The sequence below is a fragment of the Paenarthrobacter sp. YAF11_1 genome, assembly GCF_052113445.1.
Lineage (GTDB): Bacteria > Actinomycetota > Actinomycetes > Actinomycetales > Micrococcaceae > Arthrobacter.
The window spans coordinates 294,712-310,593 of the sequence record NZ_JBFRDF010000002.1 but is presented as its reverse complement, the minus strand read 5'-3'; the positions used below and the strand labels follow the sequence as shown (position 1 = coordinate 310,593).

General features: G+C 63.4%; 15 protein-coding genes. 14 read left to right on the top strand and 1 reads right to left on the bottom strand.

Translation table 11 applies throughout. The features are described from left to right. The first annotated feature begins 38 nt into the window (after positions 1-38). Positions 39-1,844, top strand: coding sequence for an aspartate--tRNA ligase (gene aspS, locus AB4Y77_RS05485; RefSeq protein WP_442013186.1), 1,806 nt, complete (start codon positions 39-41; stop codon positions 1,842-1,844). A gap of 81 nt (positions 1,845-1,925) precedes the next feature. Continuing rightward, positions 1,926-2,744, top strand: a complete 819-nt coding sequence (locus tag AB4Y77_RS05480) for a GNAT family N-acetyltransferase (RefSeq protein WP_442013185.1) — start codon at positions 1,926-1,928, stop codon at positions 2,742-2,744. Here AB4Y77_RS05480 and AB4Y77_RS05475 read toward each other — a convergent pair. Further along, a complete protein-coding gene (locus AB4Y77_RS05475; protein WP_442013184.1) occupies positions 2,741-3,343 on the bottom strand; it encodes a Vms1/Ankzf1 family peptidyl-tRNA hydrolase in 603 nt (200 codons plus the stop codon). The genes AB4Y77_RS05480 and AB4Y77_RS05475 overlap by 4 nt on opposite strands. A 42-nt stretch (positions 3,344-3,385) precedes the next feature. Between AB4Y77_RS05475 and AB4Y77_RS05470 the strand changes: the two genes are divergently transcribed. The 12 genes from AB4Y77_RS05470 (at position 3,386) to AB4Y77_RS05415 (ending at position 15,875) form a co-directional block, all read left to right on the top strand. Next, positions 3,386-4,930, top strand: coding sequence for a replication-associated recombination protein A (locus AB4Y77_RS05470; RefSeq protein WP_442013183.1), 1,545 nt, complete (start codon positions 3,386-3,388; stop codon positions 4,928-4,930). A 218-nt stretch (positions 4,931-5,148) separates the two neighbouring features. Next, positions 5,149-5,769: a 30S ribosomal protein S4 gene (rpsD, locus tag AB4Y77_RS05465; protein WP_011774968.1), complete on the top strand. Its 621-nt coding sequence runs from the start codon at positions 5,149-5,151 to the stop codon at positions 5,767-5,769. Positions 5,770-5,926: 157 nt separating this feature from the next. Further along, a complete protein-coding gene (locus AB4Y77_RS05460; protein ID WP_026540818.1) occupies positions 5,927-6,301 on the top strand; it encodes a DUF948 domain-containing protein in 375 nt (124 codons plus the stop codon). A gap of 38 nt (positions 6,302-6,339) precedes the next feature. After that, the gene (locus tag AB4Y77_RS05455) at positions 6,340-6,570 is read left to right on the top strand and encodes a hypothetical protein (protein WP_026540817.1); all 231 of its coding nucleotides are present in this window, start codon (positions 6,340-6,342) and stop codon (positions 6,568-6,570) included. Positions 6,571-6,684: 114 nt separating this feature from the next. Beyond that, on the top strand, positions 6,685-9,363 hold the full coding sequence (gene alaS / locus AB4Y77_RS05450) for an alanine--tRNA ligase (protein ID WP_311212954.1): 2,679 nt from the start codon (positions 6,685-6,687) through the stop codon (positions 9,361-9,363). Between the two features lie 2 nt (positions 9,364-9,365). After that, the gene (ruvX, locus tag AB4Y77_RS05445; RefSeq protein ID WP_311212953.1) at positions 9,366-9,956 is read left to right on the top strand and encodes a Holliday junction resolvase RuvX; all 591 of its coding nucleotides are present in this window, start codon (positions 9,366-9,368) and stop codon (positions 9,954-9,956) included. After that, complete coding sequence (mltG, locus tag AB4Y77_RS05440) at positions 9,953-11,626, top strand: endolytic transglycosylase MltG (protein ID WP_442013182.1); 1,674 nt, start codon at positions 9,953-9,955, stop codon at positions 11,624-11,626. The genes ruvX and mltG overlap by 4 nt, the downstream gene beginning before the upstream one ends. After that, positions 11,623-12,477, top strand: a complete 855-nt coding sequence (locus AB4Y77_RS05435; protein WP_311212951.1) for a shikimate dehydrogenase — start codon at positions 11,623-11,625, stop codon at positions 12,475-12,477. Before mltG ends, AB4Y77_RS05435 begins: the two co-directional genes overlap by 4 nt. Before the next feature lie 26 nt (positions 12,478-12,503). Beyond that, positions 12,504-13,703, top strand: coding sequence for a chorismate synthase (gene aroC, locus AB4Y77_RS05430; RefSeq protein WP_311212950.1), 1,200 nt, complete (start codon positions 12,504-12,506; stop codon positions 13,701-13,703). A gap of 11 nt (positions 13,704-13,714) precedes the next feature. After that, the gene (locus tag AB4Y77_RS05425; RefSeq protein WP_442013205.1) at positions 13,715-14,269 is read left to right on the top strand and encodes a shikimate kinase; all 555 of its coding nucleotides are present in this window, start codon (positions 13,715-13,717) and stop codon (positions 14,267-14,269) included. After that, positions 14,266-15,357, top strand: coding sequence for a 3-dehydroquinate synthase (aroB, locus tag AB4Y77_RS05420; RefSeq protein ID WP_442013181.1), 1,092 nt, complete (start codon positions 14,266-14,268; stop codon positions 15,355-15,357). The genes AB4Y77_RS05425 and aroB overlap by 4 nt, the downstream gene beginning before the upstream one ends. Next, complete coding sequence (locus tag AB4Y77_RS05415) at positions 15,354-15,875, top strand: tetratricopeptide repeat protein (RefSeq protein WP_311212947.1); 522 nt, start codon at positions 15,354-15,356, stop codon at positions 15,873-15,875. Before aroB ends, AB4Y77_RS05415 begins: the two co-directional genes overlap by 4 nt. Positions 15,876-15,882 lie beyond the last annotated feature (7 nt).

Below are 15,882 nucleotides of genomic sequence, written 5' to 3'. Positions count from 1 at the left end.
GCTGCGGTCCCTATAAATTTCATGCTGAAAGGAATGCTGTGCTGCGCACACATGACCTCGGATCACTTCGCTCCGAGCACATTGGACAAACCGTTACCCTGGCCGGCTGGGTGGGCCGCCGCCGTGATCACGGTGGCGTTGCATTCGTTGACCTGCGTGACGCGTCCGGTGTCGCCCAGGTGGTAGTCCGTGAGGAAGAGGTCTTCCATGGCCTGCGGAACGAGTACGTCCTGCAGGTGACGGGTACCGTCAACAAGCGTCCCGAAGGCAACGAAAACCCGGCTCTGGCGACGGGTGACATCGAGGTGATCGCTGACAAGGTGGTCATCCTCAACACCTCCGAGCCGCTTCCGTTCCAGATCGACGAACACGTCGAAGTCGGCGAGGAAGCACGCCTCAAGCACCGTTACCTGGACCTGCGCCGTCCCGGCCCCGCCCGCAACATGCGCCTGCGTTCGGAGGCCAACCGTGTGGCCCGCGAACTGCTGCACCAGCGCGGCTACGTCGAAATCGAGACGCCCACGCTGACGCGTTCGACGCCGGAAGGCGCCCGCGACTTCGTTGTCCCGGCACGCCTGGCGCCCGGTTCCTGGTATGCCCTGCCGCAGTCGCCGCAGCTTTTCAAGCAGCTGCTCCAGGTGGGCGGCTTTGAGAAGTACTACCAGATTGCCCGTTGCTACCGCGACGAGGACTTCCGTGCGGACCGCCAGCCGGAGTTCACCCAGCTGGACATCGAAGCCAGCTTCGTGGACCAGGACGATGTCATTGAGCTTGGCGAGGCAATCGTCAAGACCCTGTGGCAGCTCATCGACGTCGAGATCCCCACTCCGATCCGCCGCATGACGTACCTGGATGCCATGGCCAAGTACGGCTCGGACAAGCCGGACCTGCGCTTCGGTGTGGAACTGACAGAGCTGACGGACTTCTTCAAGGACACCAACTTCGGTGTGTTCAAGGCACCCTACGTCGGTGCAGTGGTCATGCCCGGCGGAGCTTCGCAGCCACGCCGTACGCTGGACGGCTGGCAGGAATTCGCCAAGCAGCGCGGACATAAGGGCCTTGCCTACGTTCTCTTCAAGGAGGACGGCGAGCTCGCCGGCCCCGTTGCCAAGAACCTCACGGAAGAAGAGCGTGCCGGACTGGCCGACGCCGTGGGTGCCAAGCCGGGCGACTGCATCTTCTTCGCCGCCGGTGAGAAGTCAGCGGCACGCGCCCTGCTCGGTGCTGCCCGCGTTGAAATCGGTCACCGTACCGGCTTGATCGACCCCAACGACTGGGCGTTTGTCTGGATCGTGGACGCTCCCATGTTCGAGCCCGCCGCCGCGGCCGTCGCTTCCGGTGACGTAGCTGTGGGTGGTGGCCAGTGGACGGCCGTGCACCACGCGTTCACCTCGCCCAAGCCGGAGTTCCTGGACACCTTCGATCAGGACCCGGAATCAGCACTTTCATACGCCTATGACATCGTCTGCAATGGCAACGAGATCGGTGGCGGTTCCATCCGTATCCACCAGCGCGAAGTGCAGGAAAGGGTCTTCCAGCTCATGGGGCTGGACAAGGAAGACGCCGAAACCAAGTTCGGCTTCCTGCTGGAGGGCTTCAAGTACGGCGCCCCTCCGCATGGCGGAATGGCCCTCGGCTGGGACCGCGTTGTGGCCTTGCTCGCCGGTGTGGAGTCCATCCGCGATGTTATTGCGTTCCCGAAGTCGGGCAACGGCTATGACCCCCTGACCGCCGCTCCTGCACCGATCACCCCGCAGCAGCGCAAGGAGGCAGGCGTCGACTTCAAGCCGGAGGCCAAGTCGGAACCCAAACCCGCAGCCAAGCCGGAAACCACGAACGAATAGACGGTCACCAAAGGCCCTCCACCCCGGTGGAGGGCCTTTGGTGTTTCCACCGAAGACTCCCTCAACGAAAGGTGCTGCTGGATGCTGGAGCAAGCATTCCTGGAAACTCTCATGGACAAGGCCTGGCCGGCCCTTGAGCGCGAAGACCTTGGTGGCGATGGCACAGCGAAGTGGGTGCTCCGTGCTTCGAACGGGGTGACGCAGCGGGCAAATTCCGTGTGGCCGGCCAACCCGGCAGAGAGTGCGGACAGTCATGTAGTGGCCACGGGCCTTGAGTCTGCCGCTGACCTTGAGCGATCCGTCAGCGCCGCCTCGGAGTGGTATAGGCGCCGCCGCCTGCCGTTGATTTTCCAAGTGTTCGATGACTCCCGCAGTGCTGCCCTCAATGATGTCCTGGACCGCAGGCGCTTCACCCGGCAGTCCGAAACGAAGATCATGCTCCGCGGCCTGGACGGTTTGCCGCCCCGCCCGCCGAAGATGGAGATGCTCGAACTGCCTTCCGAGGAATGGCTCCGTCTCTGGTGGTCCGTTGATGGCCGCGGTGGTGAGGCGGAATTGTCGGTCGCTCACAGGATCCTCACCGCCTGTCCGGCGCTGTACGCCTTGGTGAGGGACGACGACGGCGTCCCCGCCGCCGTCGGACGCCTCGCCCTGGTTGATGGCTGGGGCGGTATTTACGGGATGGCGACCTCTGCCGGGCACCGCCGGCGCGGATACGCGGCCCAAGTGTTGGCGGCGCTGCTGCATGCCGGCGCTGTGCGGGATCTCAAGGGGGTCTGGCTTTTGGTCACGGCCGCCAACCACGGGGCACAGTCGTTGTACACCCAGGCGGGATTCATGGACCACGGCAGCTACCTGTACCGGCAGGCACCCCTGAAGCGTGCCCTCAGCGGCTGCTAACCCGCCGGCGTCGGATCAGTCACCGTGATCCGAATGGAGCAGGCGTCTGCTGCCGCTTTCTGCAGAGCCGCGGATTTGATCTCCTGGATGTCCAGGAACGCCAGCCGTGCGCGCCCTGTGAACGCTTTGAGGGCGGGCTGCGCAAGGACCTGATCCACCAATGCCCTGTCTCCACCGGGAACGATGTACTCCATCCGGTGCCCCGTGAAGATCCTGGCCGCATGTTCCGCCGTGGACCTGGCGTCGATGAAGCGGTTGCCGCTCTTAGAGGCGAGGACGGTGGTACCGCTGGCCGAGGCCACAGCGTAACCGCCGCGCCGGACCAGCACCAGGCCCAGCCCCCGTTCCTGGGTGGCCAACGAGGCAAGGCGGTGGAGTTCGCTGCCGCCACGGCCGGGGCGTCCGTCCGATGGCCATGGCGCCCTCAGCAGCGCGGTGGCTCCGTCGGCTGCGCGCAGGAGGAGGCCGCCGTCGTCGAGGTCTTCCACCACAGGCCCGTGGCCGGCTGCGAACCGTTCCACCCAACCCTGCAACCTGGCGGCGGACACTATGGCGGTCCGGATGGCCTGCTGGCGCGGGGCTGATGCTCGGCGGTCCATGGTGGATGTCTCCTTTGGTGGAACTATGAGTAGCCTATCCATGTGGAAGATCTCTTTGGTGCCGGTGCAGTCAACGACGACGAGTCGGAGGATCTGCCTGCTACGCCGGATTCCCTACGGGGGTCGTCCGACGCTCACTGGATGGCGTCACAGCGCAGCCCACTGGCTGTGAGGATGCGCCCACGCACGCTGGACGACGTCGTGGGACAGCAGCACCTGCTGGGACAAGGCTCCCCGCTCCGGCAGTTGGCAGCCGGGGCTGAAGCTGCCGGTCCTGCCGGACCGAGCTCTGTGATCCTCTGGGGGCCACCGGGAACGGGCAAAACCACGTTGGCGCACGTGATCGCGCGGGGTCCCGGACGGAAGTTCGTGGAATTGTCTGCGATCACCGCGGGTGTCAAGGATGTCCGGCGTGTCATGGATGAGGCGCTGACGGCCCGCGATCTCTATAAGAAAACCACCGTCCTCTTCCTGGACGAGATCCATCGTTTCAACAAGGCCCAGCAGGATGCCCTGCTGCCGGGTGTTGAAAACCGCTGGGTGGTGCTGGTCGCCGCCACCACGGAAAACCCATCATTCTCGGTGGTGTCGCCCCTGTTGTCGAGGTCGCTGCTGCTGACGCTGAAGCCGCTCACCGATGACGACATTGCGGGACTGCTGCAAAAGGCGGTCGCCGAAGCCCGCGGCCTGGCCGGACGCGTGGAACTCAGCCCCGAGGCGCTGGATCACCTGGTTCGCCTTTCCGGGGGAGATGCCCGCAGGGCATTGACCGCACTGGAAGCTGCTGCCGGGGTCGCATTCGGTGACAGCACCGCTGTCGGACCCTCTGTGCCGGACGGTCCCGATGCCGTGCTGGAGGAGGACAGTGGCGCTGAAGAAGCCGGTGGCGCTGCTGCAATCAACGACGACGGCGAGCCGGGACTCGCCAACGACGGCGCCCATGACGCTGCGGTGCTGGTGGAACTGCGGCATACCGAGCGTGCCTTGGACGCGGCCGCTGTGCGCTATGACCGTGCCGGGGACCAGCACTACGACGTCGCCAGCGCCTTTATCAAGTCCATCCGCGGCTCTGACGTGGATGCCGCGTTGCACTACCTGGCACGCATGCTGGAAGCGGGCGAGGATCCACGGTTCGTTGCACGACGGATCGTGATCTCTGCCGCGGAGGACATTGGAATGGCCGATCCCACAGCGTTGCAGACCGCAGTCGCAGCGGCGCAGGCAGTGCAACTGATCGGTATGCCGGAGGGGCGGATCGTGCTGGCCGAAGCTGTGGTCCACCTGGCCACCGCGCCCAAGTCAAACGCCGCGTACATGGGTTTGAACAAGGCCGTGGCAGATGTCCGTGCCGGGTTTGGCGGCGGCATCCCCATGCACCTGCGTGATGCGCACTACCCTGGAGCGAAGCAGCTGGGCCATGGGAAGAGTTACAAGTACGCCCATGATGAACCGCACGGTGTGGTAACCCAGCAGTACCCGCCCGATGATTTGGTGGGTAAGGACTACTACCAGCCCACCAATAACGGAGCCGAACGGGACATCGCCGCCAGGTTGGTACGGCTCCGCAAAATAGTGCGGGGGGACTAGGCAGTGGAGCCCTTTCCGCCGGAAAGTACGCAGGGCGTCAACCACTTTGTGCATGGTAGGATTGATCCTTGTCTGGCATGGCCTGACGCACAATCCCACTGAAGATTCCGTCTACAGTGCTGTGCGCCCGGGCTAGTAGCAAGAGGCAGCGGTTGGCCGATGCTCTCCCTGATGGAGGCCAGTAACACTGACACACCGCAGTAATTGGAAGGACACAAGTGGCTAACAACACTCGTGCTCGCCGCACCGCGCGCCTTTCGCGTGCACTCGGCATCGCTCTGACCCCCAAGGCCGCCAAGTACATGGAGCGCCGCCCGTACGGCCCCGGTGAGCATGGCCGTGCCCGCAAGAAGCAGGACTCCGACTACGCCGTACGTCTGCGCGAAAAGCAGCGTCTGCGCGCCCAGTACGGCATCCGCGAAGCCCAGATGACCCGTGCCTTCGAAGAAGCACGCCGCACCAAGGGCCTGACCGGTGAAAACCTGGTTGAGCTGCTCGAAATGCGTCTGGACGCCCTCGTGCTCCGTGCAGGCTTCGCCCGCACCATCGCACAGGCCCGCCAGCTGGTTGTGCACCGCCACATCATGGTTGACGGCATCCGCGTGGACCGCCCGTCCTTCCGCGTTGGCGAAGGCCAGCTCATCCACGTTCACAGCCGCTCCGAGGTCATGCCCCCGTTCCAGGTGGCAGCTGCAGGCGCACACGTTCTGAACAACGTGCCGGCATACTTGGACGTCAAGATCGACGCCCTGCAGGCACGCCTGGTTCGTCGCCCCAAGCGCTCTGAGGTCCCCGTGATCTGCGAAGAGCAGCTCGTCGTCGAATTCTACGCTCGCTAAATTCCAGCAGCGCATACAAAGAAGCCCGTGGCACATGCCGCGGGCTTCTTTGTATGTAAGAGACCGGTCCAAAGTGGGTAAGGTACTGGGGAGGCCTTGTCCAAAGCCGTTCAGCGGCTGGTGCAGGGCAGTGCAACAACCCTAGGAGAAGAGTTCTATGTCTGGTGGCGACATCGCCGGCCTCATCGCAGCAGGAGTCTTCGCGCTCCTCGTGTTGTTGTTGGCTGTGCCAATCTTGAAGCTTGGTGGCGTTTTTGACGAGGTCCGGACCTCCATCCGGTCCATCAGCGACGGTGCTACGCCTTTGATGGATGAAGTGACCGCTACGGTGTCCACCACCAACCAGCAGCTGAAGAAGGTTGACGGCATCGCCTCCAACGTCTCTGACGCCTCGGCCAACATCTCCGCGTTGTCCTCGCTGGTGGCTGCCACAGTGGGTTCTCCCTTGATCAAGGTGGCAGCGTTCAGCTACGGCGTGCGCTCGGCGTTCGCCGGACGACGCGCCCCTTCCTCCGGCCGCCGCAGCCGCTGAACCGCATAGCCGCCGAACTACAAGGGAGAACGGAAACCATGAAAAGAATTGTGTGGATGGGCATCGGCGTCGCCATCGGCGTCATTGCCTTCCGAAAGATCACCGAGGCCCAGGCGAACATCGGTCCAGATGGCTTGAACCGTGCCGTGGGCCGGATGGCTGATGGCTTGTTCGATTTCGCCGACGCGGTCCGGACGGGTATGCACCAGCGGGAAGAGGACCTTCGGGCGGCGTTGGGGATTGACGACGCCGGAGCTGGCCGCCGCTAGCCGAGCGGTTCGCTCCCACGCCCGCAACAGGGCAGAATGGAAAACTGCGGAACGGCACCAGCCGGTACCGCGCACATTACGTGCAGTGGATTGAGAAGGGTAAGTAATCAGCTAATGAAGTCGCAGGAGATCACCAAACGCTGGGTGGACTTTTTTGTCAGCAAGGGCCACACCGCCGTTCCCTCCGCGTCGCTCGTTTCCAGCGACCCGTCCCTTCTCTTCACTGTGGCCGGAATGGTGCCGTTCATTCCGTACCTGACTGCGCGCGAAGAGCCCCCGTACAGCCGTGCCACGAGCGTCCAGAAGTGCATCCGCACCGGAGACATCGAGGAAGTGGGAAAGACGGCCCGCCACGGGACGTTCTTCCAGATGTGCGGCAACTTCTCCTTTGGCGACTACTTCAAGGAAGACGCCATCAAGTTCGCTTTCGAGCTGCTCACCACAAGTGTTGACGACGGCGGTTACGGACTTCCCGCCGAGCGCCTCTGGGTGACCGTCTACGAAGAAGACGACGAAGCCAAGGAACTGTGGCTCAAGAACACAGGTATCCCCGCTGAACGCATCCAGCGCATGGGCAAGGCCGACAACTACTGGTCCACCGGCCAGCCGGGCCCCGCCGGCCCCTGCTCGGAGATCTACTACGACCGCGGCCCCGCCTACGGCATCGAAGGCGGCCCGCTGGCCGATGAGACCCGGTACATCGAGATCTGGAACCTCGTGTTCATGCAGTACCAGATCGAGAATGTCCGTTCCAAGGTGGACTTCGACATCGCCGGAGAGCTCCCGCAGAAGAACATCGACACCGGCCTGGGCATGGAGCGTCTCGCGATGATCCTCCAGGGTGTCGAGAACATGTATGAAACCGACCAGGTCCGCCCGGTCATCGACAAAGCTGCTGCACTGTCCGGCCGCGAGTACACCTCGGCCGAGTCGCCGGAGGACCCGCACCACACGGACGACGTCCGTATGCGCGTCGTTGGCGACCACATTCGTTCCGCACTGATGCTGATTGCTGATGGTGTTTCGCCGTCCAACGAAGGCCGTGGCTATGTGCTGCGCCGCCTCATTCGGCGCGCAGTCCGCGCCATGCGGCTGCTCGGCGTCGAAAAGGCCTGCCTGCCGGACCTTCTTCCCGCCTCCCGCGACGCCATGAAAGGCGTCTACCCGGTGGTGGAGACGGATTTCGCCAGGATCAGCCGCATTGCCTACGCCGAAGAAAAGGCGTTCCTGCGCACCATTGCTTCGGGTACGGCCCGCCTTGAGGATGCCGTGGCCGAATCGAAGGCTGCAGGTGTTCCGCTTTCCGGCGCCGACGCGTTTGCCCTGCACGACACCTATGGCTTCCCGATCGACCTGACGCTGGAAATGGCAGAAGAGGCCGGCCTCAAGGTTGATGAGGCAGGCTTCCGCTCGCTCATGCTCGAGCAGCGCCAACGTGCACAGGCTGATGCCAAGGGCAAGAAGGGCGGCCACGCGGACCTCAGCGCCTACCAGGATCTCCTGGGCAAGGGTGAGACCGTCTTCACGGGCTATGACGAACTTGAGGGCGAATCCACGGTTCGCGGGATCGTCAGCGGAGGACGGCCGGTGGGGCATGCCTCCACCGGCGACGAAATTGAGTTGGTCCTCAATGAAACCCCGTTCTATGCCGAAGCCGGTGGCCAGTCCGCTGACACCGGCCTCATCACCGGCGATGGCTTCGTGGTGGAGGTCCTGGATGTTCAGCGGCCCATCAAGGGCTTGAGCGTGCACAAGGCGATTGTCCGCGAAGGCGAGATTGCCTCAGACGCGTTGGTGCGCGCCGCCGTCGACCGCGAACGTCGCCACGCAGCCGAGCAGGCCCACACCGGCACGCACATTGTGCACGCCGCCCTGCATCAGATCCTCGGCCCGGAAGCTACCCAGCGCGGTTCGTACAACAAAGCCGGCTACCTGCGTTTCGACTTCGCCTGGGGCGAGGGTCTGAGCACTGCCACGCGGTCCGAGATCGAAGAGGTCTCCAACATCGCCATCCGGAACAATTTCCGGGTAGACACCAAGGTGATGGGGCTCGCTGATGCCAAGGCCCTGGGTGCCATGGCATTGTTCGGCGAAAACTACGGGAGCGAAGTGCGCGTCGTGGAGATCGACGGCGCCTGGTCCCGCGAGCTGTGTGGTGGCACGCACGTGTCCAACACCTCCCTTATCGGCAGCCTTTCGCTGCTGGGCGAACAGTCGGTTGGCTCGGGAAACCGCCGCGTGGAAGCCTTCGTTGGCCTGGACGCATTCCGTCATCTGGCCGCCGAGCGAGCCTTGGTGACTGAGCTCACAGAACTCCTCAAGGTTCCCTCCGGGCAACTCGCCGACCGGATTTCCAGCACGCTGAGCAAGCTGAAGGCAACGGAGAAGGAACTCGACCGCCTTCGCAAGGAGCAACTGGCCGCGGCTGCCGCCAATCTGGTGGGCACCGCAAAGGACGCTGCGGGTGTGAGGGTTGTAGCGCACGACGCCGGTCAGGTTGGCGGTGCCGACGATCTCCGGAACCTTGCCCTGGACCTCCGCAGCCGCCTCGGCTCGGACGCTGCCACGGTGGCCGTTGCAGGCGTCAGCAATGACCGCCCGGTGATCCTCATTGCCACCAATGAAGCCGCCCGTGAAGCCGGCGTGAAGGCCGGTGCGCTGGTTCGCCTTGCTGCCGGCATCCTTGGCGGTGGCGGTGGCGGCAAGGACGACGTCGCCCAAGGCGGCGGCGCCGACGCTGGGAAGGTCTCTGAGGCCCTCACAGCGGTGGTGGATGCGATAGCCAAGCGCTGACGGTGGCTTCAAGTACTAACGGTGACGTCTACCCCCGGGGCATCAAGCTGGGGGTAGACGTCGGTACCGTCCGTGTGGGAGTGTCCATCTGCGATCCCGACGGAATCCTGGCCACACCCTTCAAGACCCTTGCACGCGATACCAAGAAGAACTCCGACGTCCGCGTGGTGGTCAAGCACGCCGCTGAGCTGCTTGCCGTGCAAATATTCGTGGGCCTTCCCCGCACCATGAAGGGGGAGGAACGTGCCTCTGCGGACATGGCCACAGCGTACGCCGAACTCATCGCCGGCGAGCTGTTGCGGGCCGGTTTGGACATCCCTGTGAGCCTTGTTGACGAGCGGCTTTCGACCGTGACGGCACACCGCAACCTGCACCAAGCTGGCATGAGCAGCAGGAACCACCGTAAAGTGGTTGATCAGGTTGCCGCTGCTGGAATACTGCAGCACGCAATCGACATGCAAAAAGCCAGAGGAACGGACGTTGGCCGCCGAGTGCAGGCACCGGCGCAATCCGATAAGCCCAGCAGTGCCCCAACGCTGCGGGCTGCCTCCGGCAGTGAACCCGATTCTTCTACGAGGGGACTGCAACTGTGAGCCCGGTCAACAACGACCCCTCCAGCGGTACCGCCGGTGGCGGCATGCCGCTGACCCGCAAAGAGCTGCGGGCGCGGGAACGATTCCTCGCCACGCAGAACCATAACGTCGTACCCGTTCCCGAAGCGACACCAGGGGAAGCCGCTGCATCCGCAGAGGGTGAGCCTGAGTTGCCCCGTCCTGTTCCCGCAGTGACCCCCGCGCCTGTTGCGCCCCCTGTGCCTGTCGCTCCACCCGTTCCCGTGTCAAAGCCAACGACTCCGCCCGTTCCCGCCGCGCAACCAGTGTCTTCAGCACCGATTCCTGCCGACGGGCCCACCCAGACGTCCAACGACGAATCGCCGTCCGTTGAGACTCCAGTGGAGGCACACCCTGTTGAACCGGAGCATGATGCAGAGGCGGATGCGACCCTCCCTCATGACGATGAACACGTCGATCCTGACCACGTGCACGAGTTCATCGAGCACGATGACCACCACGCGTTCGAAGCCCACCACGATCTTCATGATGGGCACCACGTCGACGAACTTCATCACGACGAACTTCACGATGAGCACCACCACGACCTCATCGCGCCCCTCGAGCAGACAGCCTCCACCAAGGCCGCGGTCAAGAAGGCCCGCCGCCGTCGTCGTGTCCTGGCCCTTCTGATCACGCTGGGTGTCTTCGTTGCCGCCATCGCCATCGGGGCCCAGTTCCTCAAGCCTTTGTTGGGCATGGACAGAGTGACTGACTACCCGGGCCCCGGTACGGGATCGATCACTATCACTGTGGCAGAAGGCTCCGGACCCAAGATCGTTGCCAACACACTCGTGGAGAACAAGGTAGTGGCTGACGCCGATGCCTTCGTCAAGGAGTTCCTCAGCGACGGCGGTGAATTGTCCCCGGGCGAGTTCACCTTCCGGACCGAGATGAAGAATTCCGACGCCGTAAATGTCCTGGTCAACAAGGACGCGTCCAAGGTGATGTACTTCGCCCTCAGCGCAGGCCTTCGCATCAATGAGTCGCTGGAAGCCATTTCCAAGGGCTCGGGTATCTCCATGCAGGAACTCAACGCGCTCAACCAGGCCCCGGCACAGTTCGGCATTCCGTCCAAGGCCAAGAACCTGGAAGGCTTCCTTGCCCCGGGGGAGTACCGCTTTCCGCTCGGCACGCCTGCCAAGGACATCATCCAGAAGCTGGCCACCACCACGCTGGATGAGCTCAAGTCCCAGGGAATCACGGAACCGGGCAAGCAGTATGACGCTGTGACCATCGCCAGCATTGTGCAGGCTGAAGGCGGTCAAGCGGACTATGGCAACGTGGCCGGCGCCATCTACAACAGGCTCAAGCCAAACAATGTCGAAACCAGCGGCCTGATCCAGTCCGATGCCACGGTGACCTACGGACTCGGCAAGAAATCCTTCCATCTCACGGAGGAAGAGAAGGCCGATAAGTCCAATACGTACAACACGTACGCCAATGTTGGGTTGCCGGCCGGACCCATCGGCTCGCCGGGCAAGACTGCCATTGATGCGGCGGCCAAACCCACCCAGAACGACTACATGTACTGGGTCACCATCAACCTGGACAGCAAAGAGACCAAGTTCTCCAAGACGCTGGCTGAGCACAATACTTATGTAGAGCAGTACAACGCGTGGTGCCAGGCCAACCCGGGACGGTGTGTGTGAGTCGTCGTGCCGCAGTCCTGGGGCATCCGATCTCGCATTCGAAGTCCCCGGCCCTGCACACTGCGGCCTACGCAAAACTGGGCGTGGACATCGAATACTCCGCAATCGACGTCACCGTGGACAGCCTGCCGGCCTTCATGGGATCTCTCTTCGGCGATGACTCCTGGTGCGGGCTCTCCGTGACCATGCCCTTGAAGTCGGCCATGGTCACGGAAGTGGACGAGGTCCGCGGTGCGGGCGCCCAGCTGGGTGTCATCAACACCGTGGTGTTTGAACATGACGGCGGGGCGGTGCGTCGGGTTGGTTACAACACCGATGTCGCCGGGATCGTCGAAGCTGTCCGGTATGCCGGGGTTGCCTCCACGCCCCACGCTGCCATCCTTGGTGGCGGCGGTACCTCCGCTGCTGCCGTTGCTGCTGTCAAAGAACTTGGTGGCAGTCACGTCGATGTTTTCGTCCGGGACGCAGGACGTGCCGGTGACGCGGAAGCCGCTGCTGCCGCCGTCGGAATTTCCCTTCGTGTCAGGCCGTTGAGTGAAGCAGCCAGCGCTGTGGCAGGCAACGACCTGGTGATCTCCACCTTCCCGCCGCACGCCGCCGACTCCTTGGCTGATGAGTTGGCGACACTTCCTGGAACAGGGGCCGGTGTCCTGCTGGACGTTGCCTACGAACCCTGGCCCAGCCGCCTTGCCGAGGTGTGGCACGGTCACGGAGGTGCCGTTGTCCCGGGACTTGAGATGCTGATGTACCAGGCGGCCGAGCAGATCAGGCGCTTCAGCGGCTGTGACGTGGATGCCGCCGTCATAGATGTGATGTGCGACTCAGTCGGGCTTCCCCGGCGAGTGTTCTAGAAGCCTTACATGGCAGGATTGGTTATATGTTGCGTTGGTTGACTGCCGGTGAATCCCATGGTCCGGCCCTGATCGGAATTGTTGAAGGCGTGCCCGCCGGTGTTGAACTCACCAGCGCGCAGATCCGTGATGCCTTGGCGCGTCGACGCCTGGGCTATGGACGTGGTGCCCGCATGAAGTTCGAGCAAGACGAGGTCACCATCATGGGTGGCGTCCGTCATGGCCTGACCCAGGGCGGCCCCGTAGCCATCCAGGTGGGCAATACCGAGTGGCCCAAGTGGGAGCAGATCATGTCTGCTGACCCCGTGGATCCCGAGGTCCTTGCCGACCAAGCCCGCAACGCACCCTTGACCCGGCCGCGTCCGGGCCACGCAGATTTTACGGGCATGCAGAAATACGGTTTCGACGAAGCCCGTCCTGTGCTTGAACGCGCCAGTGCCCGGGAAACAGCCACCCGCGTGGCTCTTGGCACCGTTGCCGCGCAGTTCCTCAAGCAGCTGGGCGTGGAATTGGTGAGCCACACTGTTTCCATTGCCAGCGTGACTGTTCCCGAGGGCCGCCCCTTGCCGCTGCCCCAGGATGTCCTGGCGCTCGACGCCGACCCCCTGCGCTGCTTTGACCGTCAGACCTCCGACGCCATGGTCGCTGAAGTGGACGCTGCCCACAAGGAAGGCGAAACCCTTGGCGGCGTCGTCGAGGTCCTGGCGTACGGACTTCCGCCGGGACTGGGCAGCTACGTGCACTGGGACCGCCGCCTTGACTCCCGCCTTGCTGCTGCGCTGATGGGCATCCAGGCCATCAAGGGAGTGGAAGTCGGTGACGGTTTCCTTACTGCTGCGCGCCGTGGTTCCGCTGCCCACGATGAAATCCTGAAGGACGCTGACGGAAAGATCGTTCGGCAGACAAACCGCGCTGGCGGCATAGAGGGCGGCATGAGCATAGGCGAGGTTTTGCGCGTGCGTGCTGCCATGAAGCCGATCGCCACCGTTCCCCGGGCCTTGCGCACCATCGATGTCAGCACAGGCGAACCTGCCAAAGCCCACCACCAGCGGTCAGACGTCTGTGCGGTGCCAGCGGCCGGTGTGGTCGCCGAAGCAATGGTTGCTCTGGTCCTGGCCGAGGCTGTCGCCGAGAAATTCGGCGGCGACTCCGTGGCTGAAACCCAGCGCAACCTGCAGAGCTACCTCGACAGCATCCCGGCCACCCTGGACTCGGTCGGCCGGTAGTGGTTCGCCCGATCCTGGACGACCTCACAGGCCGTCCCGTTGTGCTGGTGGGCCCAATGGCTGTTGGCAAGTCGGCCATTGGCCAGCAGTTGGCCCAACAGTTGGGGCTCGCGTTCGTGGACACCGATGCTGTGGTGGTCTCTGCCCACGGCAGTATCGCGGATATTTTTGCGGGGCGCGGAGAACATGCCTTCCGTGAAATCGAAGCCCGGGCAGTGGCGAAGTCCATCGAGAATGCCAAGGTTCAGCCCGCCATTATTTCCCTGGGCGGGGGAGCGGTCCTGGACTCCGGAACCCAGCAACTCCTGGGGGAGTGCACCGTGGTTTACCTCGAGTGTGACGCGGAGACAGTCGCCGACCGGATTGCGCGGAACACGGGCCGGCCATTGCTGAAAGGTGATGCGATGACGCGATGGGAAGCCTTGTTCGCTACGAGGCGTCCTGTCTATGAGCGTCTCGCGGACATCGTCATGGACGTCCGATCAGGATCCGTGGCGGAAATCGGCCTCCGGTTGGAGGAGCGGCTGCGCCAGTATGCAGCCTTGAAAGAGGAAGTTGAAAAGTGAGCAACGAAGCAACTGTCATCAAGGTGACTGGCCAGTCCGCCAATGAAAGCTACGACGTCGTAGTGGGGCGCGGCCTCTTGGAGACCCTTCCCGAAAAGCTTGGGGAGCGTGTCCGGCGCGTTCTGGTCATTCATCCCCGGGCCCTCCGCTTGACGGGAGACACGGTCCGCGACGAGCTGGAAACAGCCGGTTTCACCGCGCTGACCGCAGAAATCCCTGATGCAGAAGAGGGTAAGCACATCCAGGTTGCCGCTTTCTGCTGGCAGGTGCTGGGCCAAAACGACTTCACCCGCTCTGACGCCATCGTGGCGGTGGGCGGCGGCGCTGTGACGGACCTCGCCGGCTTCGTGGCAGCCACGTGGCTTCGTGGCGTCAAGGTCATCCACATGCCCACCAGCCTGCTGGGCATGGTAGATGCTTCAGTGGGCGGAAAGACCGGCATCAACACTGCCGAGGGCAAGAACCTTGTGGGATCCTTCCACCCGCCGGCTGCCGTGTTGGCAGACCTCGATACACTTCAGACGCTGCCCAAAAACGAGCTCATCTCCGGTATGGCCGAGGTCATCAAGTGCGGGTTCATTGCTGATCCCGCCATCCTGGACCTGATCGAGAAGAACACGGACGCAGTGATGGACCCGGCCTCGGACGTTGTCCGCGAACTCATCGAGCGGGCCATCACCGTTAAGGCAGATGTGGTGTCGCAGGACCTCAAGGAATCCGGCCTCCGCGAAATCCTGAACTACGGCCACACCCTGGGGCACGCCATTGAATTGGTGGAGCGCTACTCCTGGCGCCACGGCGCCGCTGTCGCAGTGGGCATGATGTTCGCTGCAGAGTTGTCGCGCAGCGTGGGGCGGTTGTCGGATGCCGACGCAGACCGTCACCGCACCATCCTCGAAAGCCTGGGACTGCCCATCTCCTACCGGCGCGACCGCTGGCAGGGTTTGCTGGATGGCATGCGCAGGGACAAGAAGTCACGTGGCGACCTTCTGCGGTTTGTCGTCCTTGATGGTGTTGCCAAGCCAGGCATCCTGGAAGTTCCTGATACCTCCCTCCTGTTTGCGGCCTACCAGGAGATCGCATCATGAGTGTTGCCGTGCGGGAAGGCGTCAGCGACTGGCCAACAGCCGGATTCCCGGGTGTCCGGACGAATCCCGACACCCTCCTGCCCGTCATTGTCAACGAGGAAGTCATGGAGACGGCACTTGCGGCCTCTGAGGATCCCGCTGACCGCATCATGGCCTTGTTGCTTGAAAACCAGCCAAACGAGGCAGCCGAACTGTTGGCCGAAGCCCGCTACAAGGATCCGGAGTCGTTCCGACTGAGGATTTTCGAAGCGGAAGTCCACCGCGCCACCAACCGTCTGGACCGCGCCATACAGTTGTTCCGCCACCTTTTGCAGGACGTCCAAGGCAGCTCGAAGGAAGCGATCGTCCACCAGTACCTGGGACGGGCTTATTTCGTCAGCGGCAACGCCCTGGCAGCATCCGAGGAATTCGCCAAGGCCTTGGACCTTCGCGTCGCGATGGCCGCTGATGCCGCGTTGATCTACTCCTCGGCAGTCGCCCTCCAGAGGGCCCGGAATGTGCTGGAACTGGCTTCCTGACGCACGT